The 23247-nt window shown below is 65.4% G+C and carries 23 protein-coding genes; 7 read left to right on the top strand and 16 right to left on the bottom strand.

Annotated features, from left to right (window positions below; all coding sequences use genetic code 11):
* Positions 1 to 114: 114 nt before the first annotated feature.
* The 3 genes from D7S86_RS13790 to D7S86_RS13780 all read left to right on the top strand — a co-directional run bounded on the left by D7S86_RS13790 (position 115) and on the right by D7S86_RS13780 (position 3756).
* Positions 115 to 1422 (top strand): Nramp family divalent metal transporter, encoded by a 1308-nt coding sequence (locus D7S86_RS13790; RefSeq protein WP_121087356.1) that lies wholly within the window; start codon positions 115 to 117, stop codon positions 1420 to 1422.
* 337 nt (positions 1423 to 1759) lie between these two features.
* Positions 1760 to 3421: a phospholipase A gene (locus tag D7S86_RS13785; RefSeq protein ID WP_240648139.1), complete on the top strand. Its 1662-nt coding sequence runs from the start codon at positions 1760 to 1762 to the stop codon at positions 3419 to 3421.
* Between the two features lie 119 nt (positions 3422 to 3540).
* Positions 3541 to 3756: a DUF1289 domain-containing protein gene (locus tag D7S86_RS13780; RefSeq protein ID WP_121087354.1), complete on the top strand. Its 216-nt coding sequence runs from the start codon at positions 3541 to 3543 to the stop codon at positions 3754 to 3756.
* Between the two features lie 35 nt (positions 3757 to 3791).
* Here the strand turns inward: D7S86_RS13780 and D7S86_RS13775 are convergent, their stop codons facing one another.
* The 4 genes from D7S86_RS13775 to D7S86_RS13760 form a co-directional block, all read right to left on the bottom strand.
* A complete protein-coding gene (locus D7S86_RS13775) occupies positions 3792 to 5384 on the bottom strand; it encodes an ABC-F family ATPase (protein WP_121087352.1) in 1593 nt (530 codons plus the stop codon).
* 287 nt (positions 5385 to 5671) lie between these two features.
* Entirely contained in the window at positions 5672 to 6601 is a 930-nt protein-coding gene (locus D7S86_RS13770) for an ABC transporter permease (RefSeq protein ID WP_121087350.1), read from the bottom strand.
* A 67-nt stretch (positions 6602 to 6668) separates the two neighbouring features.
* Positions 6669 to 7775 carry an ABC transporter permease gene (locus D7S86_RS13765; protein ID WP_121087348.1) on the bottom strand — a complete coding sequence of 369 codons (1107 nt, stop codon included), beginning with the start codon at positions 7773 to 7775 and terminating at the stop codon, positions 6669 to 6671.
* A 5-nt stretch (positions 7776 to 7780) separates the two neighbouring features.
* A complete protein-coding gene (locus tag D7S86_RS13760; RefSeq protein ID WP_121087346.1) occupies positions 7781 to 9355 on the bottom strand; it encodes an ABC transporter ATP-binding protein in 1575 nt (524 codons plus the stop codon).
* Positions 9356 to 9678: 323 nt separating this feature from the next.
* On the opposite strand from D7S86_RS13760, the gene D7S86_RS13755 reads away from it, so the two are divergent.
* Positions 9679 to 10620, top strand: coding sequence for a LysR substrate-binding domain-containing protein (locus D7S86_RS13755; protein WP_121087344.1), 942 nt, complete (start codon positions 9679 to 9681; stop codon positions 10618 to 10620).
* Between the two features lie 5 nt (positions 10621 to 10625).
* Here D7S86_RS13755 and D7S86_RS13750 read toward each other — a convergent pair whose 3' ends face one another.
* Positions 10626 to 12020: an 8-oxoguanine deaminase gene (locus D7S86_RS13750; RefSeq protein ID WP_121087342.1), complete on the bottom strand. Its 1395-nt coding sequence runs from the start codon at positions 12018 to 12020 to the stop codon at positions 10626 to 10628.
* A 258-nt stretch (positions 12021 to 12278) separates the two neighbouring features.
* Between D7S86_RS13750 and uraH the strand changes: the two genes are divergently transcribed.
* Entirely contained in the window at positions 12279 to 12632 is a 354-nt protein-coding gene (gene uraH, locus D7S86_RS13745) for a hydroxyisourate hydrolase (protein WP_121087340.1), read from the top strand.
* Between the two features lie 17 nt (positions 12633 to 12649).
* On the top strand, positions 12650 to 13843 hold the full coding sequence (locus tag D7S86_RS13740) for a urate hydroxylase PuuD (RefSeq protein ID WP_121087338.1): 1194 nt from the start codon (positions 12650 to 12652) through the stop codon (positions 13841 to 13843).
* 42 nt (positions 13844 to 13885) lie between these two features.
* Here the strand turns inward: D7S86_RS13740 and D7S86_RS13735 are convergent, their stop codons facing one another.
* The 10 genes from D7S86_RS13735 to D7S86_RS29115 form a co-directional block, all read right to left on the bottom strand.
* Positions 13886 to 14635 (bottom strand): PipA/GogA/GtgA family type III secretion system effector, encoded by a 750-nt coding sequence (locus tag D7S86_RS13735; protein ID WP_158601945.1) that lies wholly within the window; start codon positions 14633 to 14635, stop codon positions 13886 to 13888.
* 146 nt (positions 14636 to 14781) lie between these two features.
* Positions 14782 to 15330: an ureidoglycolate lyase gene (locus tag D7S86_RS13730; RefSeq protein WP_121087334.1), complete on the bottom strand. Its 549-nt coding sequence runs from the start codon at positions 15328 to 15330 to the stop codon at positions 14782 to 14784.
* A 152-nt stretch (positions 15331 to 15482) separates the two neighbouring features.
* A complete protein-coding gene (alc, locus tag D7S86_RS13725) occupies positions 15483 to 16496 on the bottom strand; it encodes an allantoicase (protein ID WP_121087332.1) in 1014 nt (337 codons plus the stop codon).
* Between the two features lie 133 nt (positions 16497 to 16629).
* Complete coding sequence (gene uraD, locus D7S86_RS13720; protein ID WP_121087330.1) at positions 16630 to 17154, bottom strand: 2-oxo-4-hydroxy-4-carboxy-5-ureidoimidazoline decarboxylase; 525 nt, start codon at positions 17152 to 17154, stop codon at positions 16630 to 16632.
* Complete coding sequence (gene puuE / locus D7S86_RS13715) at positions 17151 to 18104, bottom strand: allantoinase PuuE (protein WP_121087328.1); 954 nt, start codon at positions 18102 to 18104, stop codon at positions 17151 to 17153. Before puuE ends, uraD begins: the two co-directional genes overlap by 4 nt.
* Before the next feature lie 209 nt (positions 18105 to 18313).
* Positions 18314 to 19255 carry a muramoyltetrapeptide carboxypeptidase gene (gene ldcA / locus D7S86_RS13710; protein WP_121087326.1) on the bottom strand — a complete coding sequence of 314 codons (942 nt, stop codon included), beginning with the start codon at positions 19253 to 19255 and terminating at the stop codon, positions 18314 to 18316.
* A gap of 70 nt (positions 19256 to 19325) precedes the next feature.
* Positions 19326 to 19838, bottom strand: a complete 513-nt coding sequence (tadA, locus tag D7S86_RS13705) for a tRNA adenosine(34) deaminase TadA (protein ID WP_240648137.1) — start codon at positions 19836 to 19838, stop codon at positions 19326 to 19328.
* Between the two features lie 146 nt (positions 19839 to 19984).
* On the bottom strand, positions 19985 to 20194 hold the full coding sequence (locus D7S86_RS13700) for a DnaJ family domain-containing protein (protein WP_121087322.1): 210 nt from the start codon (positions 20192 to 20194) through the stop codon (positions 19985 to 19987).
* Positions 20195 to 20393: 199 nt separating this feature from the next.
* Complete coding sequence (locus tag D7S86_RS30190; RefSeq protein ID WP_240648136.1) at positions 20394 to 21551, bottom strand: NAD-dependent epimerase/dehydratase family protein; 1158 nt, start codon at positions 21549 to 21551, stop codon at positions 20394 to 20396.
* Positions 21552 to 21616: 65 nt separating this feature from the next.
* Entirely contained in the window at positions 21617 to 21796 is a 180-nt protein-coding gene (locus D7S86_RS29115) for a hypothetical protein (protein ID WP_147432323.1), read from the bottom strand.
* On the opposite strand from D7S86_RS29115, the gene D7S86_RS13690 reads away from it, so the two are divergent.
* Positions 21795 to 22727, top strand: a complete 933-nt coding sequence (locus tag D7S86_RS13690; RefSeq protein ID WP_121087320.1) for a LysR family transcriptional regulator — start codon at positions 21795 to 21797, stop codon at positions 22725 to 22727. The two genes, D7S86_RS29115 and D7S86_RS13690, sit on opposite strands and share 2 nt — an antisense overlap.
* 56 nt (positions 22728 to 22783) lie before the next feature.
* Here the strand turns inward: D7S86_RS13690 and D7S86_RS13685 are convergent, their stop codons facing one another.
* Entirely contained in the window at positions 22784 to 23239 is a 456-nt protein-coding gene (locus tag D7S86_RS13685) for a PaaI family thioesterase (RefSeq protein WP_121087318.1), read from the bottom strand.
* Between the last annotated feature and the right edge of the window lie 8 nt (positions 23240 to 23247).

Below are 23247 nucleotides of genomic sequence, written 5' to 3'. Positions count from 1 at the left end.
CAAACCTATTAGGTCAATCAGGTCAATCAAATGGCATCCCGTAATGCGAATTACTATCATCTTCATGAACATCGGTTGAAACGCCGGCTTCAGGCCCGGCAAGAGAGATCAGTCATGGATGCGCATTCCGTCGCCCCCGAATCGCCCTTGGTACCGGCGCCCGCCCCGTCCGGCGCGCCGCGGCGCCCCGCTCGCGCGTGGTTCAGCTTTATCGGCGCGGGTGCGCTGATCGCGGTCGGCTATATGGATCCGGGCAACTGGGCGACCTCGCTCGCGGGCGGCGCGCAATTCGGCTATACGCTGCTTGGCGTCGTCGCGGCGGCGAGCCTGATGGCCATGCTGCTCCAGTGGTTGTCGTCGCGGATCGGCGTCGTCACGGGACGGGATCTCGCCGAGTTGTCGCGCGCGCACTATTCGCGTCGAACCGCGAAGATCCTCTGGCTCGCGAGCGAGGTCGCGATCATCGCCACGGACGTCGCGGAGGTCGTCGGGAGCGCCGTCGCGCTTCAGTTGCTGCTTGGCGTATCGTTGACCGTCGGCGTGTTGCTCGCGGCCGTCGGGAGCTTCGTGATGCTCTTGTTGCCGCGGCGCGGGGCGACGTCGCTCGAGACCGTCGTCACGGCGTTGATCCTCTTCGTCGCCTTGTGCTTCGTCGTACAGCTCGCGCTCGCGCGTCCCGACTGGCATGCGGCGCTCGCGGGCTTCCAGCCGTCGCCGAAGCTCGTGACCGACGTCGGCATGCTCTGGGTCGCGACCGGCATCATCGGCGCGACCGTGATGCCGCACAACCTCTATCTCCACTCGGCGCTCGTCAAGGAGCACGGCGGTTCGCGGCGCTCGTCCGAAATCCGCGCGGCGTTGCGCGGCGTGAACGCCGACACGATCGGATCGTTGAGCTTCGCCTTCGTGATCAATGCCGCGTTGCTGATCCTCGCCGCCGCGATCTTCCATGCATCGGGACACACGTCGGTCACCGATCTTGCCGATGCCCAGCGCTTGATCGAGCCGCTGCTCGGCCATCACTGGGCGGGTGTCCTGTTTGCCGCCGCGTTGTTGGCCTGCGGCCTGAACTCGACGGTGACGGGCACGCTCGCCGGCCAGGTCGTCATGGAAGGCTTCCTGAACTTCAAGGTCAAGGCGTGGCAGCGCACGATCATGACGCGGCTCGTGGCGATCGGACCGGCGCTCGGCGCGGTCGCCTTGTTCGGCGAACACGGATCGAATCAATTGCTCGTCGCGAGTCAGGTCGTGCTGAGCCTTCAATTGCCGCTCGCGGTGATCCCTCTCGTGCGGTTCGCGACCGATCGCGGGTTGATGGGCAAATGGCGCATCGGCGGCGTCGCGATGTTCGCCGCATGGGTTTGCACGGCCGTCATCTTGTTGATGAACGGTGCCTTGCTCTGGCAAGCCGCATTCGGTTGATCCGCGACGACACGGGCACGGATGCGGCGCGCGAACGGGCCCCGCCCAGCCCGCGTCAAGCCGCGCTGCCTATGCGGCCTATGGCTTGACGCGCGGCGCATGCCCGCTGCGCCGCCCGCGCCTTGTCGCTCATGTGGGCGATAACAAGATGCACACTCGTCATTAGGGCGATTTCCCACGCGCATTCAGGCCCCATCCGAGTGTGATTCACGGAAAATTCCGTGCCATCACATTCGGACAGACTTGCATTTTCCGATCAAAAATCGAGTGGCTTCCGCGCGCGTCGACCCGGCTCGATCGCGCGGGGTTCCGTTCGCCGATCGGCAAGGAGGACATCTTGGCGCTACGCCCGCAACGGCCGATCTTCGGCCTCTATGCCACCCCATCCCGACCCATTGCCCGCCTCTGCGGGATACGCGGCCTGCCTCGCGGCAGTCCGGCGCGCAACGGCCTGCTCCGACTGCGCGCGCTCGCGCACGCGGCGCTGTTCGCCACGTGCGCCGCGGCCGCCGGTACGGTGCATGCGACGGTCACGCTGCTTCAGCCGCCGCGCGAACTCGCCGGCGAGCGTCCGCTCGAATTGACGCTGCTGCTTCTGCAGGACACGGCCGGCAAACAACGCTACGCCGTCCCCGATACGATCGAGGTCGAGATTCTGACCTCCGACGGTCTCGCGCCCCGGCGTCTGACCTTGCGCCACGCACGCACGATTCGCGCCGCGGTCACCTTGACGACCGGTCAGTTCCGCAAGGTCGTCTATTCGGCGCAATGGCCCAGAAACGTCCGCGGCATCGTTCAGATCGTGCCGCAAGGTTTCAATGCGGCATCGAGCGTCGTCGCGCTCAATTGGGCGAGCAGCGCGGCCGATCTGACCGCATCGGTCGCGACGACGACCACACAGGTGATGGCGGCCGCAGCGCCGCCGGGAACCGTAGCGGCGGCGCCGGGGACTCCATCGCCATCGCCGTCACCTGACACATCGACCGCATCGACCGCATCGACGACATCGACGACATCGACAGCGGCGGCAGCGGCGGCGGCTACGACTGAGGCTACAGCGACGGCCCCCGGCGGCGGCGCACCGGCCGCGCCCGGCACGCCACCCGCCTCGACGGCGCAGGCGTCGACATCGGGATCAGGGTCGGTATCGACTCGCGCATCGACGTCCGAAAGCGCCGCCGGAGGTACACCGACCGCCGCGTCCGCCACTTCCCCGACCGGCGCGCCGACGACCGTCGCCATCGTGCCTACGGCACAGAACGCATCGACCACGCCGCTGACCGATACGAGCCGCATTTCGTTTAATGAGCCGTTTTATTTCGGCGTCGGCCCAAGCGACGGCGGCACCACGGCGCGGTTTCAGTTGAGCTTCAAATACCGGCTCTTCGAGCCGGCCGATCCGCGTTCGCGCACCTTGCTCGACAATCTGTACTTCGGCTACACACAGTTGTCGATCTGGGATCTCAGCGAGGATTCGAAGCCGTTCAAGGATACGAATTTCCGGCCGTCGCTGTTCTACTACCTGCCGGATACCGGCGCGCGCGCGAGCTGGTTCACGACGCTCGGCATCCAGGCCGGCATCGAACACGAATCGAACGGCAAGGGCGGCAGCGACTCGCGCAGCGTCAATATGGTCTTCGTCAAGCCGATCTTCACGTGGGACAACGTGTTCGGCAATCAGCTCGTCGTGGCGCCGAAGATCTACGACTACTTCGAAAAGAGCGACAACCCCGATATCCAGCACTATCGCGGGTATGTCGATCTGCTGATCAAGTACGGCGACCCGAGCGGCCTCCAACTCGCGACGACGCTGCGCAAGGGGACTGTCGGCCACTACGGCAGCGTCGAGGCGGAACTCACGTATCCGCTGCAGAAGCTGTTCGGCGCGGGCTTCGGCGGCTATCTCTGGGTAGGCGCGTTCACCGGATACGGCGAAACGATGATCGACTACAACCAGCATTCGAATGCGCTGCGCATCGGCTACAGCATCGCGCGGTAGTCGCGTAAAGGTGGGGGAACGTTAGGGGTGGCGAAACGTCGCGAAGCGACTTACGTATAATCGACCGGACTCGCGCACGCATGTCGCGTGCCGGTGACCTTGCCCCGCTACACCGATTCATGACGACCCTCAACGATCCCCCCGACAGCCCCTGCATTGGCGTGTGTTCCACGCTGTTCGACGAAGTCTGCAAGGGCTGCGGCCGCACGGCGGCCGAGGTATCGAACTGGGTCTTTCTGAGTCCGGAAGAGAAACGTGCGATCTGGGAGCGCATCACGCGCGAAGGCACCGCGATGCGTTTTGTCCGCGAGAAAAGCCCGGCGACGCGCGACTGAGGCCGCGCCCGGCCGGGCCTGCTACACGAGCCGGATCAGACGATCCCCTGGCTCGCGAGATACTCCTCGTACGTGCCGCGATAGTCGTTGACCGTGCCGTCGTTGCGCACTTCGATGATCCGCGACGCGAGGCCGCTGACGAATTCGCGGTCGTGCGAAACGAACACGAGCGTGCCGTTGAAGCGTTCGAGCGCGATCTGCAGCGACTCGATCGACTCCATGTCCATGTGGTTCGTCGGCTCGTCCATCATGAGCACGTTGTGACGGCCCAGCATGAGCTTGCCGAAGATCATCCGGCCCTTCTCTCCGCCCGACAGCACCTTGACCGACTTGCGCACGTCGTCGCCGCCGAACAGCAGGCGGCCCAAGGTCCCGCGCACGACCTGGTCGTCGTCGCCTTCCTGCGTGAAGCGCTGGATCCAGTCGGTCAACGTCACATCGTCGGGAAACTCTTCGTACGTGTCCTGCGGCATATAACCGACGTTCGCATTCTCGGCCCACTTGATCGAGCCGCCGTCCATCGGCGTCGCGCCCGACAGCGAGCGCAACAGCGTCGTCTTGCCCGCGCCGTTCTCGCCGATGATCGCGATCTTCTCGCCCGCCTGCACGGTCAGGTCGAGATTGCGGAAAATCGTCCGTTCATAGGTCTTCGTCATCGCCTCGCCCGTCACGGCGAGGTTGTGCAGCTTCTTCTCGTACTCGAAACGAATGAACGGGTTCTGGCGCGACGACGGCTTGACGTCCTCGACCTTGATCTTCTCGATCTGCTTCGCACGGCTCGTCGCCTGACGCGCCTTCGACTTGTTCGCCGAGAACCGACGCACGAAATCCTGCAGCTCGGCCACGCGCTCCTTCGCCTTCGCATTGGCCGCGATCTGACGCTCGCGCGCCTGGGCCGACGCGAGCATGTAGTCGTCGTAGTTGCCCGGATAAACCTTCAGCGTCCCATAGTCCATGTCGGCCATATGGGTGCAGACCTGGTTCAGAAAGTGCCGGTCGTGCGAGATGATGATCATCGTCGAGTTGCGCTGATTCAGCACGTCCTCGAGCCAGCGGATCGTATTGATGTCGAGGTTGTTCGTCGGTTCGTCGAGCAGCAGCACGTCCGGATTCGAGAACAGCGCCTGCGCGAGCAGCACGCGCAGCTTCCAGCCCGGCGCGACACCGCTCATCGGGCCATTGTGCTGATCGATCGGAATGCCGACGCCGAGCAGCAGCTCGCCCGCGCGCGCCTCGGCCGTATAGCCGTCGTACTCGGCGAACTTCGCCTCGAGCTCGGCCGCGTGCATATAGTCGTCGTCGGTGGCTTCGGGGTTCGCGTAGATCGCGTCGCGCTCGGTCATCGCCTGCCACATCTCGGTGTGGCCCATCATGACCACGTCGAGCACGCGCATCTCCTCGTAGCCGAACTGGTCCTGCTTGAGCTTGCCGAGGCGAACGTTCGGATCGAGCATCACGTTGCCGCCCGACGGCTCGAGATCGCTGCCGAGAATCTTCATGAACGTCGACTTGCCGCACCCGTTCGCGCCGATCAGCCCGTAGCGGTTGCCCTCGCCGAACTTGACGGAAATGTTTTCGAACAGGGGCTTGGCCCCGAACTGCATCGTGATATTGGCGGTAGACAGCACTGCGCGCGCCCTTTGAGAAGAGAACCTGGAAAGCTCGCGATTCTAACATTTCGGCGTGACCAACCGCAGATGGCGCGTCCATGCCCCCACCGACGGTGCGGCACACAGCGCGTCCGCCCCCATTCGACCCCGATTGACGCGCCATGCGAGAGACAAGCCGATACGGGCCGATTTGAGCCCCTACGTGCGCCTAGGCACGCCACACGCGCGCCGACCGCGTTCCGCGCGACCGAACCGGCCCCCGCCGGCCCAAATCACGCATCTGTGTCACGCGTCCGTGTCCTGCGTCAGTTCCCCGCGAAGAACGGCTTGCCGAGCGCCGCGGGCGAATTGAGCTTGATCGTGCTCGGATTGCGCGAGATCACGACGAGCACGATGACCGTCGCCAGATACGGCAACATCGCGAGCCATTGCGTCGGTATCGCGATACCCAGCCCCTGCGCGAAGAACTGCAGCGCCATGACGATGCCGAACAGCAGCGCGCCGACGATCAGGCGTCCCGGACGCCACGTCGCGAACACCACGAGCGCGAGCGCGATCCAGCCCCGGCCGGCCGTAATGTTTTCCTGCCAGATATGGAGATTGATGATCGTGTAGTAACCGCCCGCGAGTCCCGCCATCGCGCCGCCGAACAGCGTCGCGCCGAAGCGGACCGCGAGCACCGGATGGCCGACCGAGTGCGCGACGCCCGGCGACTCGCCGACCGCGCGCAACACGAGCCCCGCACGCGTGCGGTACAGACACCATCCGACAACGGCGAACAGGACGAACGTCAGGTAATCGACGGGCGTCAGCGAGAACAAGGCCGGCCCGACAATGGGGATCTGACTCAAGCCCGGAATCGGCATCGGCGCGACCGTGACGGGAATCGAGGCCGACGTATACGGCTTGCCGATATACGCGGAAAGCCCGATGCCGAAGATCGTCAACGAGAGCCCCGTCGCGACCTGGTTGGCGAGCAGCAGCAGCGTCAGCACGCCGAACAACGCCGACATCAGCAGTCCCGCGATAGCGCCCGCGCCGAGTCCGAGCCACGGATTGCCCGTGATCGTCGTGACCGCGTAGCCTGTCACGGCGCCCATGAGCATCATGCCCTCGACGCCGAGATTGAGCACGCCGGACTTCTCGGTGATCAATTCGCCGAGGCCGGCCTGCATCAATGGAATCGCGGCAACGACGGCGCTTGCGCAGAGCGCGGTGATCGGACCTAGATTCATACCCTTCCCTTTTTCTTCTCGACGCGCGACGCCGCGCTCACCGTGGAATGATTCGAAGCGAATCCGCTCATCGCGCCGGCTCGGCCGCGGCGCGCAGGCGCACGCGATAGTTGACGAGCAGATCGCAGCCCAGCAGCGAGAACAGCAACAGGCCCTGGAACACGCCGCTGATCGCTTGCGGCAACTGGAGCGAGATCTGCACCGATTCGCCGCCGAGATAAAGCAGCGCCATCAGCAGACTCGCGAGCACGATGCCGACCGGATGCAGACGGCCGACGAACACGCAGATGATCGCCGTGAAGCCGTACCCGGGCGACCACGTCGACTGCAGTTGTCCGATCGGACCCGCGATTTCCGTCACGCCCGCCAGGCCCGCGGTCGCCCCGCTGATCAGCAACGACGACCAGATCGTGCGCGCGTCCGAGAAACCCGCATACCGCGCGGCGAGCGGCGCGAGGCCGCCGACGTTCATGCGGAAGCCCGCGAAGCTCTTCTTCATATACGCCCACGCGAGCGGAATCGCGATGATCGTCAGAATGACCGACGCATTGATCCGCGTGCCCTTCCAGAAGGCCCAATGGAACCCCGCATACAGCCGCGGAAACAGCGCATCGTCGGTGAACGACTGCGAGAGCGGGAAGTTCATCCCGTTCGGATCGCGCCACGGACCGCTGACGAGGTAGATCAGCAATTGCGTCGCGACGTACGTCAGCATGAGGCTCACGAGCGTTTCGTTCGTATTGAAGCGCGTCTTCAGATACGCGGGCACGGCCGCCCAGAGCATGCCGCCGACGATGCCCGCGACCATCATGAGCGGCAGCAGCCACCAGCCCGCGTCGTTGTCGATATAGATCGCGACGCCCGCCGCGCAGATCCCGCCGACGAGCATCTGCCCTTCGGCCCCGATGTTCCAGACGTTCGCGCGATAGCCGATCGCGAGTCCGAGCCCGATCAGGCAGAGCGGCGACGCCTTGAGCAACAGTTCGGCGAGGCCGCTGCGCGTCGAGATCGGATCGATGAAGAACGCCTTCATCGCGATGCCCGGGTCGCGCCCGACGAGACCGAAGATCATCCAGCCGATGACCAGCGTCAGAACGAGCGCGACAATCGGCACGGCCAGTTGCATCGTGCGGGACGGCGCGACGCGCGCCTCGAGTTGGAAAGGAAGATTCATGGCGTTCAGGCGTTGGCCGCGACAGGTTGAGCGTCGACGATCGATCCGGACGGCGCGTCGAACAGCCCCGCCATCCAGAGGCCGATCTGCTCGGCGTTGGTTTCATGCGTCTCGCGGATCGGAGACAGCTTGCCGCGTGCGATGACCGCGATGCGGTCGCTGATCTCGAACAGCTCGTCGAGTTCTTCCGAGATCACGAGAATCGCGGCGCCGCGCGCCGACATATCGAGCAACTGCTGGCGGATGAACGACGCCGCGCCGACGTCGACACCCCAGGTCGGCTGCGCGACGACAAGGACCTTCGGCGCCTGCAGCAGCTCGCGGCCGACGATGAACTTCTGCAGATTGCCGCCCGACAGGCTCTGCGCGATCGCTTCGGTGCCCCCGCAGCGGACGTCGAACGCTTCGATGCAGCGTTTGGCGAAAGCCTTCATCGCCTTGTGATTGAGCCAGCCGTTGCGGACCATGCCCTGGCGGTGCGCGGTCAACAGCGCGTTGTCCGACAACGGCAGCGACGGCACCGCGCCGCGGCCCAGACGTTCCTCGGGCACGAACGCGAACCCGAGCGCGCGCCGTTCGTTCGCGCCGATCTTGCCGACCGGTTTGCCGAGCAGCCGGATCGCCTGCGCGTTCGACGCGCGCGCCTCGCCCGACAGCGCCGACAGCAGTTCCGCCTGGCCGTTGCCCGAGACGCCCGCGATGCCGAGGATCTCGCCCGCCTTCAATTCGAACGACACGTCGAGCAGCGAGGTGCCGAACGGATCGGCGCTCGCGATCGTAAGCTTGTCGACGGCGAGCAGCGTCTCGCCCTTTTCGTGACGCTTGCGCTGATATTCGGGCAGCGCATGACCGACCATCAGAGTCGCAAGCGACGCCGGCGTCTCGCCGCGCGGATCGACGTGCCCCGTGACCCGGCCGCCGCGCATGACCGTCGCGTTCGTGCAGAGCTCCTGGATTTCGTCGAGCTTGTGGCTGATGTAGAGAATGCTGCGGCCCTCGGCGGCGAGACGCTTGAGCGTCTCGAACAGCTTGCGCACGGCCTGCGGCGTCAGCACCGACGTCGGCTCGTCCATGATCAGCAAGCGCGGATCCTGGAGCAGGCATCGCACGATCTCGACGCGCTGACGCTCGCCGACCGTCAGGCTGTGTACATGCCGCTGCGGATCGACGTCGAGACCGTATTCGGCCGATACGTCCCGCACGCGGCGCGCGAGCGCCTTGAGGTCGAACGGCTCGTCGAGCGCGAGCGCGATGTTTTCGGCCACCGTCAGCGTCTCGAACAGCGCAAAGTGCTGAAAGACCATGCCGATGCCGAGCCGTCGCGCGGCCGACGGCGTCGGAATCGTCACGCGCTGGCCTTCCCACTCGATGTCGCCCGCGTCGGGGTGCACGGCGCCGTAGATGATCTTCATCAACGTGCTCTTGCCCGCGCCGTTCTCGCCGAGCACGGCATGAATCTCGCCGGGCTTCACGGTCAGCGACACGTTGTCGTTGGCCAGAACGGCCGGATATTGCTTCGTGATACCGGTCAGCACGAGACGCGCCGACTCGGATGCGCGGTGTTCGACGGGTGGATTCATGTGCTTCTCGTTCGCTATTGCTGCGTGTTCGTTCGCCGCGCCCCAACCGCTGTCGCGCTTATCTTGCCGAGTGCCGCGACGTGTTCGAAGCGCGCCCGACACCGGTCATGTGCGACCGACGATACCCAAAACGGGGCATGGCGTCGAGCGCGTCAAAATCCATGCGCGCGGCGGCTTCAACGCCGATGCGACAGTCTGACCCTTTGGAAAGGTTCGTCGACATCGGAAGCTTGACGCTCGCTTTTCGGCATAATAGAAACAATATAGCGACCCCTATCTTTCATCAGCCAGATCGTATAAACCCGAAGCACGCGGAGATTCCGATGAGCCAGCAACGCGAAGCCATCGACACTTATTTGCTACGCGTGATGAACACGCTGCTGACCGAACGCAGCGTGACGCGCGCAGCGGTCAAGCTCAACCAGTCCCAGCCCGCGATCAGCGCGGCGCTGCGGCGCCTGCGCGAAATCACGGGCGATCCCTTGCTCGTGCGCGGCAAGTCGGGCATGGTGCCGACCGAATACGGCCTGCAATTGCTCGACCCCGTGCAGAACGCCTTGCGCGAAATCGAGCGCATCCGCTTCCAGCAGCACAACTTCGATCCCGCGACGTCGATCCGCGTCTACCGGATCGGCTGTCCCGACTACCTGAACGCGCTGTTCGTGCCGACCGTCGTCGAACGGTTCCGCGAGGCCGCGCCGACCGCGATGCTCGAGTTCCACTCGCTCGGACCGTCGTTCGACTACGAACTCGCGCTCGAGGAAGGCAAGCTCGATATCGTGATCGGCAACTGGCCCGAGCCGCCCGAGCAGCTCCACCTGTCGAACCTGTTCGTCGACGAAATCGTCTGCCTCATGTGCAAGACGCACCCGCTCGCGCGACGCGGCGCGCTGACGCTCGAACAATACTTGAGCGCCCCGCACCTCGCGCCGACGCCCTACTCGGTCGGTCAGCGCGGCGCGATCGACGTCCACCTCGCGCGCGAGCGTCTCAAACGCAATGTCACCGTGACGCTGCCGTACTTCAACGTCGCGCCGTACGTGCTCGCCAAATCGGACCTCATCTTCACCACGACGCGCTCGTTCGCCGAACACTTCGCGCGGCTGCTTCCGTTGAGCGTGCTGCCCGCGCCGACGAACTTCCCGCCGATGCAGTACTACCAGCTCTGGCATGAGCGCAGCCACTACTCCGACGAGGTCAAGTGGCTGCGCGGACTCGTCGCCGACGCGATGAAGACGATCAGCGAGATCGCGCCCGCGGTCTGAGCCGCTCACGCCGCTTCGACGAGCTGCCGCGACAACGCGTTGTGCCGCTCGACGATCGCGCCGAGATCGATCGTCTCGAGATGTCCGTTGCGCACGACGACGCGGCCGTTGACGACCGTCCACGCGGCCCGCTCGCTCGCGCAGAACACGAGCGCCGCGAGCGGATCGTGGCGCGCGCCCGCGAACGCGAGCCCGCGCAGGTCGAATGCGGCGAAATCGGCCGCCATGCCCGGCGCGAGCGCGCCGATATCGTCACGCCCGAGCACGCGCGCGCCGCCGAGCGTCGCGATCTCGAGCGCATCGCGCGCGCTCAGCGCGTCGGGGCCGAAGCCGACGCGCTGCAGCAGCAGCGCCTGCCGCATCTCGCCGACCATCTGCGCGCCGTCGTTCGACGCCGACCCGTCGACGCCCAGACCGACCGGCACGCCGGCGTCGCGCATGCGGCGCACGGGCGCGATCCCCGACGCGAGCCGCATATTCGAGCACGGACAATGCGCGACGCCCGTTCCCGTGCGCGCAAACATATCGATGCCGGCCGCGTCGAGCTGGACGCAGTGAGCGTGCCAGACGTCGTCGCCGACCCAGCCCGTGTCCTGCGCATACTCGGCCGGCGTCATGCCGAACTTTTCGCGGCTGTACGCCACGTCGTTGACGTTCTCGGCCAGATGCGTATGGAGCCGCACGCCATAGCTTCTCGCGAGCGCGGCCGACTCGCGCATGAGCGCGCGACTCACGGAAAACGGCGAGCACGGCGCGACGCCGACGCGCAGCATCGCGTAGCGCCCGTCGTCATGGTAGGTCTCGATCAGACGGCGCGTGTCGGCCAGAATCGCGTCCTCGCGCTCGACGACCGCGTCGGGCGGCAGCCCGCCCTGGCTCTGACCGATGCTCATGCTGCCGCGCGTCGCATGGAAGCGCATGCCGATGCGGCCGGCCGCCTCGATGCTGTCGTCGAGCCGGCAGCCGTTCGGATAGATGTAGAGATGGTCGCTCGACGTCGTGCAGCCCGACATCAGCAGCTCGGCCATCGCGGTCAGCGTCGAAACCGAAATCATCTCGGGCGTCAGATGCGCCCAGACTCCATACAGCGCCGTCAGCCAGCCGAACAGCTCGGCGTCCTGCGCGGCGGGCAGCACGCGCGTGAGGCTCTGGTACATATGGTGGTGCGTGTTGACGAGGCCCGGAATGACCACGTGGCCGCTCAGATCGACGATCTCGTCGGCGCTGTCGGGCAGCGCATCCGACGCGCCGACCGCGACGATCCGGTTGTCCTCGATATAGAGGCCGCCGCCGCGGATCTCGCGCCGTGCGGCATCCATGGTCACGAGCAGGTCGGCGTTGCGCGCGAGCAGCGTGCGGCCCCGGCCGCGCCTCGAATCGAAGGAAGGGACATCGGACATGCGAACCTCGCCGGAAACTGAGCCGCTACCGTACCGAAGCGCCCGGACACGCGCAATCGGATCATCGACATAATCCCTATTCGCGCGTGCGCATGTCAGCGCCCGCGGGCCGCAGCGCGCGTACGCGGCGCGCGGTATGTCGCCCGTCTTATTTTCACGATTGCACGCGCATCCAATATTGTTCGTCCATACAATGCCGCAAGCACGGGAATTGCATGCGGCGCGATGCTGCGCCGCGCCCACAATACAGGACCTCGCATGGGAAAACTGACGACGCACGTACTCGACACCGCACACGGACGCCCGGGCGCCGGCATGCGGGTCGAGCTCTTTCGCATCGACGCCGGCGCGCGTACACGGCTCGTCGACACGGTCACCAACGCCGACGGCCGCTGCGATGCGCCATTGCTCGACGGCGCCGCGCTTGTCGCGGGCCGCTACGAACTCGTGTTCGCGGCCGGCGCCTACTTCGCGGCCGCGGGCGTCGCCCTGCCCGACCCGCCGTTCGTCGATGACGTCGTGCTGCGCTTCGGCATCGCCGACGCCGCCTCGCACTATCACGTTCCACTGCTCGTCTCGCCGTGGAGCTATAGCACCTATCGCGGAAGCTGAACGGGGAATCTAACACGATGGAAGGCTTTATTACGGACTGGCTCAGTCTTGTCGCGCGCTGGTTTCATGTGATCGTCGCGATCGCCTGGATCGGCGAATCGTTCTATTTCGTCGCGCTCGACAACGGCCTGCGGCCCGCGAAGGATCCCGCGCAGATGCCCAAGGGCGTATTCGGCGAGTTCTGGCACGTGCATGGCGGCGGGTTCTATCACATGCAGAAGTACACGGTCGCGCCGGCGAACATGCCCGAGAAGCTGCATTGGTCGTTCTGGCCGTCGTATACGACCTGGATCACGGGCTTCACGCTGTTCTGCATCGTCTATCTGTCGAGTCCGAATACCTATCTGATCGACAAGAACGTGCTCGATATGGGACCGGTCGTCGCGATCTCGTCCGCGATCGGCTTTCTGATCGTCGGATGGATCGTCTATGACTCGCTGTGCCGGCTGCTCGGCAAACGCGACACGCTGCTCGGTGTCGCGGTCGGCCTCTATGTGCTGCTCGCGAGCTACGTCGCCTGTCACGTGTTCGCCGGACGCGCGGCCTACCTGATCATCGGCGCGATGCTCGCGACGATGATGACGGCCAACGTGCTGATGATCATCATCCCGGGCCAGCGCAAGATGGTCGCGGCAATGCTGCGAGGCGAGGCGCCGAACCCGATCTACGGCAAGCGCGGCAAGCAACGCTCGGTGCACAACACGTATGTGACGCTGCCCGTCGTGTTCGCGATGCTGTCGAACCACTACGCGATGACCTACACGCATCCGTACAACTGGGCCGTGCTGGCGCTGATCATGCTCGCGGGCGCATTGATCCGGCAATTCTTCGTCATGAGGCATCGCGATCAGACGCTCTGGTATCTGCCGCTGATCGGCATCGCGCTGATCCTCGGCGCGTTCGCGTGGACGTTTCCGAAGCCGGCGCCGGCCGTGACGCTGCCGCAGGGACATGCGGCGCTCAAGATCGGCGACATCGAGCCCATCATCGCGCAGCGATGCGTGCAGTGCCATGCCGCGCATCCGACGCTCATGGGCAGCGCGCCCGCGGGCGTGTTGCTCGATACGCCCGACGGCATCGCGCTCAACGCACAACGGATCTACCAGCAGGCCGTGCAGCTCAAAGCCATGCCGCTGGGCAACGTCACGCACATCACCGACGACGAGCGCACGCGGCTCGGACAATGGTTCAACGAGGGCGCGCAACGCTGAGGCGTGTGGTTCCATGCGCCCCAGGCCTGCATCGGGTGCGCATCACTCGCATGCGTACGTGATGCGGGCCGGCGAAGGATCGCCGATCTCCTTGAGCACGATGTTTTCGTACTCGACGATCGGCCCGCGCACATGCAGGCCATCGGCGTCGGGCAATTCCGTCAACACGTGAATGACCTCGTGCAGGAACGAACGGTCGAGCCCGAAACGTTGCACGCCGAGCTCGCTCGCGTAGTACTCGTTGTCGTCGCAGTACGCGTTGCCGTCATTCTCATCCGGATCGGCGGGATCGAGATTCAACGCCATGACGGCCCGATCGCCCGCCGCCCAACGTTGGGCGTCGCCGATTGTCGTACCGAACGCATCATCGGGCGAGAGATGCCAGCGCCGATAGGGCAAGGTCGTCTGAGCCGCGTGATTGAACAAGCGCCGGAACGTTTCGCTCTGCGTATAGGCGTTCATCAGCAACGCCGCAAGCGCCGTATGCACGGCGAGGTATGTGGCGCGATCGACGGGTGCATCAGGGTCCATCGCGCCGGGACCGAAAATCATGATGCTCACGAGCGCGTCGACAGCATAGTGATGTCCTCCGTCCTGCGCCATCGCATCGTGCAAGCGTCGCGCGGGAGACGGGTTGACGACTTGCGGCCACAAATCGGGAAATCGACTCGCAAGCGCCTCGTTCGCTGCATGGAACGCAAGGTCCGCCGGCGATAGGCACGCCACGAGCGCATCCCGTACTCGACCGCGGATGCCCGACGGCCCCGGCGCCGGCAAATCGACGTGGTTCATGACGCCTCCCATGCATCGAACGATGCGATACCGGCAAGCGCGGTCGAATCACGCGTCCCGTGCGCCCGACAAGCGCGCGATGCGCGGCGCGCAGCGCATCAGGAGTACGGCATTCGGCCGCGCGACCCGCGCGGCCTTGTCGAGCCTCATTCGGCAAGCGAGGCAGAAGGCAATGCGTGAGCCGGCAAAATGAACGGATACGGCAAGGTCTGCTCGTTGAGATTGAGCCCCCCGCCGCCTCGATCGACCACGATGAAGTCGCTGACCTCGCCGCATGCGATCAGCGGATGATGCCAGACGCCCTTTGCAAAATTCACGCCTTGCCAGCCACGTGTGACAAACGCGCGGATCGCGTCCGGTTCGAGATCGCCCGCACGCGCGACGACCACGAGATACGGACGCGTATGCAAGGGAATGAACGCCTGACTCCCGAGCGGATGCCGCTCCATCATCGTGATCTCGAACGGCAGCGTGCGCGGTTGCCCGCGAAACACATTGACGAGCGTGCGTCCGCCTTGATCGGCCGTGTCGACGTTCGCGAGATCGTGATAGCGCTCGGTCGTGCCGAGATTGATCGGATAGTGCCGCGCGCCTTCGAGTTCGATCACCTCGCCGAACGGCGCGAACGCCTCGCGTGTCAACGCTTCGACGACGAGCGTACGAGGTGCTGCGGTTTGCTTGTCATCGATCGCCATCGTCGCCTCTTCTCTTCTCTGATCCACCGACGGATCCCCTCATTGCCCCATGCGTCGACCCGCGCGCCTACGTACCCGCGCACGCATCGATCGGCTCATCGATCCACCCCTCGCGCGCGGCGCGATACGCACGCGCGCGATCCGCGCTCGCCTCAGGCGATCTGCCCGAACAGGCGCAGGCGCGATACGCCGCCGTCCGGGAAGATATTGAAGCGCACGTGCGTGACGGGTCCGAGCGCCGCGAGCGCGGCCTCGAACGTGTGTTCGTGATCCATTTGCAGTTTCTGCTCGTCGAGCAAGGTCGGCCAGAACATCGACTGTGTGATCAGCGAGCTGTCGGTGCCGCCCGTCACGTGCGCGGCCTGCAAGGCGCAGCGATCGGGGAAATTGCCCTTGAAATGCGCGGTGTCGACGACCACGCGCTTGATCACGCCCGGATGCGCGAGCGCGACGATGCACCAGTCGTTGCCCGGTTCGCGGCGCCGCCGCGTCTCCCATCCGTCGCCCATGTTCACGCCGCGGCCGGGCATCAACAAGGTCGACGCGAGGCCGAAATGCTGATTGTTCGTGCCGACGATATAGGCGCCGTTCTCCATCGACGCGAGATCGATCAGCGCGCTCCGATCGGCATGCGTCCAATCGACGAGCGGCTGGCCGTAGACGCGCAGCCGCGCGATCCCACCGTCGGGGTAGATATTGACCCGAAGATGCGTGAACGCGTCCGGCGCGTCGACCTCGACGTAGTGATGGCTGTTGCCCTGCAGGCCGCGCGACGGCACGATCTCGGTCCACGGCGTGCTCGCGTCGGGCGTCTGTCCGTCGGCGAGCCGGCAGGCCTCGATCGACGCGGCGGGCGGATAGTTGCCCGTGAAATGACTCGTGTCGATGTCGAAGCCCTTGACGATGCCCGCCCGCGCGAGCTTGACGATGCACCAGTCGTAACCCGCGACGCGTTTGCGGCGCGACTCCCAACCGTCCATCCACTTGCCGTGATCGTCGTATTTGCCCGGGATGAAAACCGCGGGCTCCGGGTTGAGCATGCGCGACATCGGCGCGAAGAAATCGTCGCTCGTCGCGATCGCCTCCGCACCGAGGCGCGGATCGGCAAGGTTCACGTAACGGCGCGTGAATTCGGGTGCGTTCGGGTCAAGCGTGGGCAAGGCCATGGGACAGTCCTTAATCGAGAATCAAATCGCGAGAATCAAATCGCGAGAATCAAAGCGCGCGGATCGATGCGCCAAGATCATTGCGCGGAAAACGATGCGCCGAGCACCCTGCGCCGACATCGGCGCTCGGAGGTCAATGCTCGGAGATCAATGCTTCAAGACGGAATCGCGCGATCCGGTAAATCTGCGCGAGACTCTCGCGCAACTCGGTGGGCCGGTCGTGATCGATACGGCGGCGCATCTGCGCGAGGATGCCCGCACGATCGTAGCCCTTGACCGCGAGAATGAACGGGAACCCGAACCGCTCGCGATACGCGTGATTCAGCGCCTGCAGCTCGGCGAACTCCTCGGGCGTACATTGATCGAGTCCCGCGCCGCTTTGCTCGCGTGTCGATTCGGCCGTCAGCTCGCCGCGGATCGCGGCCTTGCCCGCGAGTTCGGGGTGCGCGTTGATCAGCGCGAGCTGCAATGCGGGATCGGCCGCGTCGACGATCCCGCACATCGTCTGGTGCAAGGCGTCGAGCGTCGCGAAGGGCCGCTTGTCCCATGCGCGTTCCGCGACCCAGGCCGAGTGCTCGAAGATGCTGCCGAGCGCGCCGACAAACGTGTCGCGCGACGACGCGCCCAGCGCGTCGATCTGCCAAGTCGTGATCATCATGCGCGCGCTCCGATCTGTACCGAACCCGGATACGGATGCGTCGCGATCCAATGATTGGCGATATCAATGCGACGCGTGACCCAAACGCGATCGTGCTGCTCGATATGGTCGAGGAAACGCTGAAGCGCGCGGATCCGTCCGGGCCGCCCGAGCAGCCGACAATGCATGCCGATCGACAACATCTTCGGCGCTTCGTCGCCCTCTTCGTACAGCACGTCGAACGCATCGCGCAGATACGTGAAGAAGTGATCGGCCGTATTGAAACCCTGCGGCGTCGCGAACCGCATATCGTTCGTGTCGAGCGTGTACGGCACGACGAGTTGCGGACGAATCTCGCCGCCCGTGACTTCGACGTCGCTCCAGAACGGGAGATCGTCGCCGTAGTAGTCCGATTGATACGTGAACCCGCCGTACTCGGCGACGAGTCGCGCGGTATTCGGGCTGTCGCGTCCCGTGTACCAGCCGAGCGGCCGCACGCCCGTCACGCGTTCGATGATCTCCATGCCGACGCGCATATGCGCGGCCTCGACTTCGGCGGGCACGTCCTGATAGTGAATCCAGCGCCATCCGTGGCACGCGATCTCGTGCCCTGCCTCGACGAACGCACGCGCGACCTCGGGGTGACGTTCAAGCGCCATCGATACGCCGAACACCGTCAGCGGTAGACCCCGCTTCTCGAACTCGCGCAGGATCCGCCAGACGCCGACACGCGAGCCGTATTCGTAGATCGACTCCATGCTCAAGTGACGCGCCGGATAGGCGGCCGCACCGACAATCTCCGAGAGAAACTGCTCGGAAGCGGGATCGCCGTGAAGCACACAGTTCTCGCCGCCTTCCTCGTAATTGAGCACGAACTGAACGGCCACGCGGGCCTTGCCCGGCCACTGGGCCTGCACGGGATGCCGGCCGTAGCCGACGAGGTCACGCGGGTAGTGCTTGTCGATGGGCATCGTATGGAGATCTCGTTGAGCCGGGCTCACGGCGCGGCGTGCCGACGAGTGTAGCGAAATCCCTCGATGCCGCCCATATGACGGGCGAGATAGTCGGCGTCAGATCATAAATATGGGCCCTTGTCGGACCCTGATCCCGATCCTGATCCCGACGCCGACTCCGGCCTCGGTCCCGATCACGACGCGCATGCGCGCGCACGTCCTTCGATTCATGCCGCCCGTGCGCGTCCGACGCACGGATAGCCGCTGACTTCGAGCACGAAGCCGTCGGGGTCGCTCATGAGTCGCGCGGAAGCGCCGACGGGCAACGTCACGATGTCGTCGCAGTGTCCGAACTGAAGTCCCGTCAGGATCGGCACACCGGTCTGCGCGCGGATCTGCGCGACGGCGTCGGCGACGTCGTAGCCGTTGTCGTAGGGCACCGGATCGCTCTGCGAGAAATCGCCGAGCACGATGGCCTGCTGCCGCGCGAGGATGCCGGCCTGATGCAACTGATACAGCATGCGTTCGATCCGATACGGGCGCTCGCCGATGTCTTCGAGAAACAGGATGCCGCCGTCGATCCGCGGCAGATACGGCGTGCCGACGAGCGACGCGATCATCGCGAGATTGCCGCCCCAGAGCGTGCCGCGGACATTGAGCGTATGGACCTGCGGCCGTGTCGACTCGACGTTGATCACGGGCCCGCGCACCGCGTTCCAGAAATGCGCGTGCATGAACGCGCTATAGCTTGCGTCGGCCACGCCGAAGTTGCCGCACAGCATCGGACCGCCGAACGTCACGAGCCCCGACTTCGCGAGCAAGGCCAACTGAATCGCCGTGAAATCGCTGTGTCCGACGATCATCGTCGACGTCCCTTCGAACCGGCGTCTCAGGCCTGCATAGTCGATCCGGTCGAGCAAACGGCTCGCGCCGTAGCCGCCGCGCACGGCCATCACGATATCGGCAAGCGGACGGCGCGGATCCGCGAGCCGGTTGATGTCGGCCAGCCGTTCGTCGTCGGTGCCCGCGAACCGTTCGAGACGCCGCGTCGCAACCTCGGCGCCACGCACCGTCGCCCCCTCGCGCTCGAGTCGCGCGATGCCGCGCGCGACGGCAGCGGGATCCTTCGGATATCCCGACGGCGCGATGAGTTCGATGGCAAGCGACATGCACAATCTCCGGCTTTCACTGACGAAAGGCAGAAGGATAACGGAGACCGCGCGGTTCGCGTACCGCGCGCTACGCCTGCGTCGGTCGATTCGACGCGCGCTCGATACGGATCGCTTCACGGCGATCAGCGAAGAACTGCTTGAGCTGGGTCGCGCACTCGGTTTCGAGCACGCCGCCGACGACCGTCGCGTGATGATTGAGCCGAAGCTCGGCGAACGCGTCGACGACGCTGCCGCATGCGCCCGTCTTCGGGTCGCGCGCGCCGTAGACGACGCGTGAAATGCGCGAATGCATGATGACGCCGGCGCACATGAGGCAGGGTTCGAGCGTCACGTAGAGTTCGCAGCCCGGCAGCCGATAGTTGCCGAGCACGCGCGCGGCATGGCGCAGCGCGACCATTTCGGCGTGCGCCGAGGGATCATGGGTGCCGATCGGCTGATTGAAACCCGTCGCGATGACTTCGCCGTCGCGCACGACGACCGCGCCGACCGGCACTTCGCCGGCCGCCTGCGCCTGTCGCGCCGCGTCGATCGCGAGCTGCATCCAGCCGGCATCGCGATCGTGATTGAATTCCTCAGACATAGTGATGTGCGCGAAATCAAGCCGCCCAGGGGGCCTGACGCGATCGACCCCGAACATCCCAGCTTATGGGAACGTGGGGATCATTGTGAACGTCGTTCCGACTTGGCAGGACCGACGTCGAGGAAGCGGCCCGGCTCACGCCGGCTTCATGCGTCGCCGTGAGACAAGGCGGCGCGGCGTTCCTTGACGCGCTCGGCGATACGCTGCGCGATCACGCTGCAGTGTTCCTGCTGGCCGAGCAGCGCGGGCTGCCCACCGAACACCGACTCGACGGCCGCCTCAAGCGAGCCGTCGAACTCGCCACGCGCAATGGCGGCCTCGATCCGCTGTTCGATCAGTGCATCCAGAAGCTTCACAGATTTTCCACCCATTTGACCGGGCCTTCGAAGCCCCGTTTGTGGTGCGTCGGGCGCCGACCTCGAAAGCAACGGCGCTATTCTCGCACAGGATGTGATCGCACTGCGGAAACGAAAATTAGATGACTTCCTCGCGACACGATGATGGGGGCCGCGAAAACGCGTGTTCGATCGGGCTCGTACGCGAAAACCGCGACGGCTAAAGCGCGAGCGGCGTCGCGCGCAGCCCGCGCCGGGGCCGATGCGCATCGAGGCAGCCGAGACTTTCGAGGGTCGCGCGGACCGCATCGTCGAGCGATGTATGCGGCTCTGCACCAAGACATTCGACGAGCCGAGTGTTGCGCATCCGCAGCGGTTCGCGCCAGAGGTATCGCATCTCGCGCATTTCGTGGAAGAGCGTGACGAACGGCGACGCGAGCATCACGAGCGCCCAGGGAAATGCGCGGACTTTCGGCATCCGCGCCGAGGTCGCGAGGCGCGTCGGGTCGGTCGGGTTCGCGCGTGCGCCGGATCGGGGCGCGTTTTCGTCGCGCGCCCGATCGGCCTCCCGAGCCCGATCAAGCGGATCCTCCGCCCTCGCGATCTCGGCCGATCGATGATCCGCGGCGACCGCGCGTTGAATCGCGCGAATCATCTGCATGCCGTCTTCGTCCCAGTGCCCGTCCATGTGAAACGTCGCAAACGGCTCGAGTTCGACCTCGCGCTCGATCAGACGGACCATCGTTTCGGCGACGTCCGGCACATAGGCCCACTGATGCCCCGTCGCGCGGCGCCCCGGATTCAGAATCGTCGTCACGGGCTTGCCCGCTTTGACGAGCCCCTGGGCAAACCAATTGCTCGCGGCCCGCGGACCGAAAAAGTCGCCGGCCCGCACGATCAGCGTCCGCACGCCATCGCGGCTCGCCGCGCGCAGCCGCGCTTCGAGCTCCACCCGGATGCGGCCCTTGCGCGTCTGCGGCCGTTGGGGCGACGTTTCGATCAGCTCGGGCCACGCATCCGGCCCGTAGTTGTAGACCGTGCCAGGCAACACGATGCGTGCGCCCGAGGCGCGCGCGGCCCGTATCGTGTTGTCGATCATCGGCAGCACGAGCCGCCCCCAATTCCGATATCCAGGCGGATTGACCGCGTGAACGATCAGCGACACGCCCTGCGCCGCGCGCACGACATCCGCCTCATGCATCGCATCGCCGCGCACCCATTCGAACCGCTCGCCGCGCGAGCTCAATCCGTCAGGGTTCCGATGCAGCGCGCGGACCGCCCAGCCACCGCGCTGCAGCCGCGCAGCGACCTCGCCGCCGATCCCGCCTGTCGCGCCGAGCACCAGTGCGATCTTGCCGTCGTGCTTGCCTTCGCTCATCTCACGCTCCGTTCGTGTCGTTCAATGAAGCCAGTGTCACGCAGGCCGGATAAAAACAAAATTGTCTATTCTTGAACTGTAGCTATACTTTTTTGAATATCGTGACACGCCGGATGCACCATACCGACTTGATCGACTTGATCGACTTGATCGACTTGATCGACGTGGTCGACGTAAGCGATGAGAGCGATATGAGCGATGTAATCAACGCGCAGCGCACCGACGCGTCTCAGGGATGCAAACATGACTGAATCGACATCGGCCGGCGAGCCGAGCTGGGACCTCTATCGCTCGTTCCTCGGTGTGCTCGACGAAGGGTCGCTGTCGGGCGCGGCGCGCGCGCTGGGTCTCACGCAGCCCACCTTGGGCCGGCATATCGACGCGCTCGAAGCCACGCTCGGACTCACGTTGTTCACGCGCTCCCAAAGCGGGTTCATCCCGACCGACGCCGCGCTCGCGCTCGGCCCCTACGCGCGCACGCTGGCCTCGACCGCCACGGCGTTGCTGCGCGCCGCGTCCGGTCATGGCGAAGGCGTGCGCGGCACGGTGCGCGTGTCGGCGAGCGAGATCGTCGGCGTCGAGGTCTTGCCGCCGATTCTGGCCGCGCTGCGCGCGCGCCATCCCGAACTCGTGATCGAGCTCACGCTGTCGAGTCGAATCGAAGATCTGTTACGCCGCGAGGCCGATATCGCCGTGCGCATGTTCCGTCCGAGCCAGGACGCGCTGATCGCGCGCCGGGTCGGCACGATCGGCTTGGGTCTCCATGCGCGGCGCGACTATCTCGAACGCCACGGCACGCCCGAGAACTGGGCCGCATTGCAGGACCACGCGCTGATCGGATTCGATACCGAAACCGCGTATATCCGCCAGGCACGCCGCGCGATCGGCGGTCTCACGCGCGAGCAGTTCGCGCTGCGCACGGACAGCGATATCGCGCAACTCGCCGCGATTCGCGCGGGGTTCGGCATCGGCATCTGTCAGGTGCGCCTCGCCGAGCGCGATCCCGCGCTCGTTCGCCTGCTGCCCGAGGCGTTCGATCTCGGCTTGGACACATGGATCGCCATGCACGAAGATCTGCGCGACAGCCCGCGATGTCGCGCGACGTTGAGTGCGCTCGTCGAAGGACTCGAACGGTATATCGGCGCGCCCGACGGCGCGCACGTTGACAACGCTTAGCTAACAACGCTTAGCGACGCTCAAGCCGCGCGCACATTCGCAACGCTCGACGACGCTCAAGCGTCGCGCTCGAACACGAGCAGCGTCGAGGTCGCCGACGCGTAGAGCCGGCCCGCCGCGTCGGTCAGCGTCGCTTCGGCGAATGCCACGCGGCGCCCGATGGTCACGATATTGCCGACCGCGCGCACGAGACCCGTGTCGCGCGTCATGGCCTTGTGATACGCGATCTTGAGCTCGAGCGTCGTATAGCCTTGCGTGGCCGAGAGCTTCGAATGCACGGCGCAACCGCATGCGGAATCGAGCAAGGTCGCCGCATAACCGCCGTGAATCGTGCCGATCGGGTTATACGCATGATTGCCCGGCTGGCCCGCGAATACCGCCATGCCCGGTTCGACCTCGACAAGCTCGAAACCGAGCGACTCCGCAATGCCCGCCCGCCGGCCCTGCGCCATCATCGCGCGCAGCTGACCGATGCCGTCGAGTCCCGCGCCCACCTCGTTGACCAAGCTCATTGCCCTGC

Origin of the sequence: Pararobbsia silviterrae, from assembly GCF_003628125.1 — a bacterium.
Classification (GTDB): domain Bacteria; phylum Pseudomonadota; class Gammaproteobacteria; order Burkholderiales; family Burkholderiaceae; genus Pararobbsia; species Pararobbsia silviterrae.
The sequence above is the reverse complement of the archived record's forward strand: the minus strand, read 5'-3'. Positions and strand labels throughout refer to the sequence as shown.

What these genes read in the sequence shown, in the direction of transcription:
- D7S86_RS13750 (WP_121087342.1), bottom strand. Translation starts at nt 12,020, where the DNA reads ATGTCCGATGTCCCTTCCTTCGATTCGAGGCGCGGCCGGGGCCGCACG.
- D7S86_RS13685 (WP_121087318.1), bottom strand. Translation starts at nt 23,239, where the DNA reads ATGAGCTTGGTCAACGAGGTGGGCGCGGGACTCGACGGCATCGGTCAG.
- tadA (WP_240648137.1), bottom strand. Translation starts at nt 19,838, where the DNA reads ATGTCTGAGGAATTCAATCACGATCGCGATGCCGGCTGGATGCAGCTC.
- D7S86_RS13790 (WP_121087356.1), top strand. Translation starts at nt 115, where the DNA reads ATGGATGCGCATTCCGTCGCCCCCGAATCGCCCTTGGTACCGGCGCCC.
- D7S86_RS30190 (WP_240648136.1), bottom strand. Translation starts at nt 21,551, where the DNA reads ATGAGCGAAGGCAAGCACGACGGCAAGATCGCACTGGTGCTCGGCGCG.
- uraH (WP_121087340.1), top strand. Translation starts at nt 12,279, where the DNA reads ATGGGAAAACTGACGACGCACGTACTCGACACCGCACACGGACGCCCG.
- D7S86_RS13765 (WP_121087348.1), bottom strand. Translation starts at nt 7,775, where the DNA reads ATGAATCTTCCTTTCCAACTCGAGGCGCGCGTCGCGCCGTCCCGCACG.
- ldcA (WP_121087326.1), bottom strand. Translation starts at nt 19,255, where the DNA reads ATGTCGCTTGCCATCGAACTCATCGCGCCGTCGGGATATCCGAAGGAT.
- D7S86_RS13780 (WP_121087354.1), top strand. Translation starts at nt 3,541, where the DNA reads ATGACGACCCTCAACGATCCCCCCGACAGCCCCTGCATTGGCGTGTGT.
- alc (WP_121087332.1), bottom strand. Translation starts at nt 16,496, where the DNA reads ATGGCCTTGCCCACGCTTGACCCGAACGCACCCGAATTCACGCGCCGT.
- D7S86_RS13740 (WP_121087338.1), top strand. Translation starts at nt 12,650, where the DNA reads ATGGAAGGCTTTATTACGGACTGGCTCAGTCTTGTCGCGCGCTGGTTT.
- uraD (WP_121087330.1), bottom strand. Translation starts at nt 17,154, where the DNA reads ATGATGATCACGACTTGGCAGATCGACGCGCTGGGCGCGTCGTCGCGC.
- D7S86_RS13735 (WP_158601945.1), bottom strand. Translation starts at nt 14,635, where the DNA reads ATGAACCACGTCGATTTGCCGGCGCCGGGGCCGTCGGGCATCCGCGGT.
- D7S86_RS13760 (WP_121087346.1), bottom strand. Translation starts at nt 9,355, where the DNA reads ATGAATCCACCCGTCGAACACCGCGCATCCGAGTCGGCGCGTCTCGTG.
- D7S86_RS13730 (WP_121087334.1), bottom strand. Translation starts at nt 15,330, where the DNA reads ATGGCGATCGATGACAAGCAAACCGCAGCACCTCGTACGCTCGTCGTC.
- puuE (WP_121087328.1), bottom strand. Translation starts at nt 18,104, where the DNA reads ATGCCCATCGACAAGCACTACCCGCGTGACCTCGTCGGCTACGGCCGG.
- D7S86_RS13755 (WP_121087344.1), top strand. Translation starts at nt 9,679, where the DNA reads ATGAGCCAGCAACGCGAAGCCATCGACACTTATTTGCTACGCGTGATG.
- D7S86_RS13690 (WP_121087320.1), top strand. Translation starts at nt 21,795, where the DNA reads ATGACTGAATCGACATCGGCCGGCGAGCCGAGCTGGGACCTCTATCGC.
- D7S86_RS29115 (WP_147432323.1), bottom strand. Translation starts at nt 21,796, where the DNA reads ATGTTTGCATCCCTGAGACGCGTCGGTGCGCTGCGCGTTGATTACATC.
- D7S86_RS13770 (WP_121087350.1), bottom strand. Translation starts at nt 6,601, where the DNA reads ATGAATCTAGGTCCGATCACCGCGCTCTGCGCAAGCGCCGTCGTTGCC.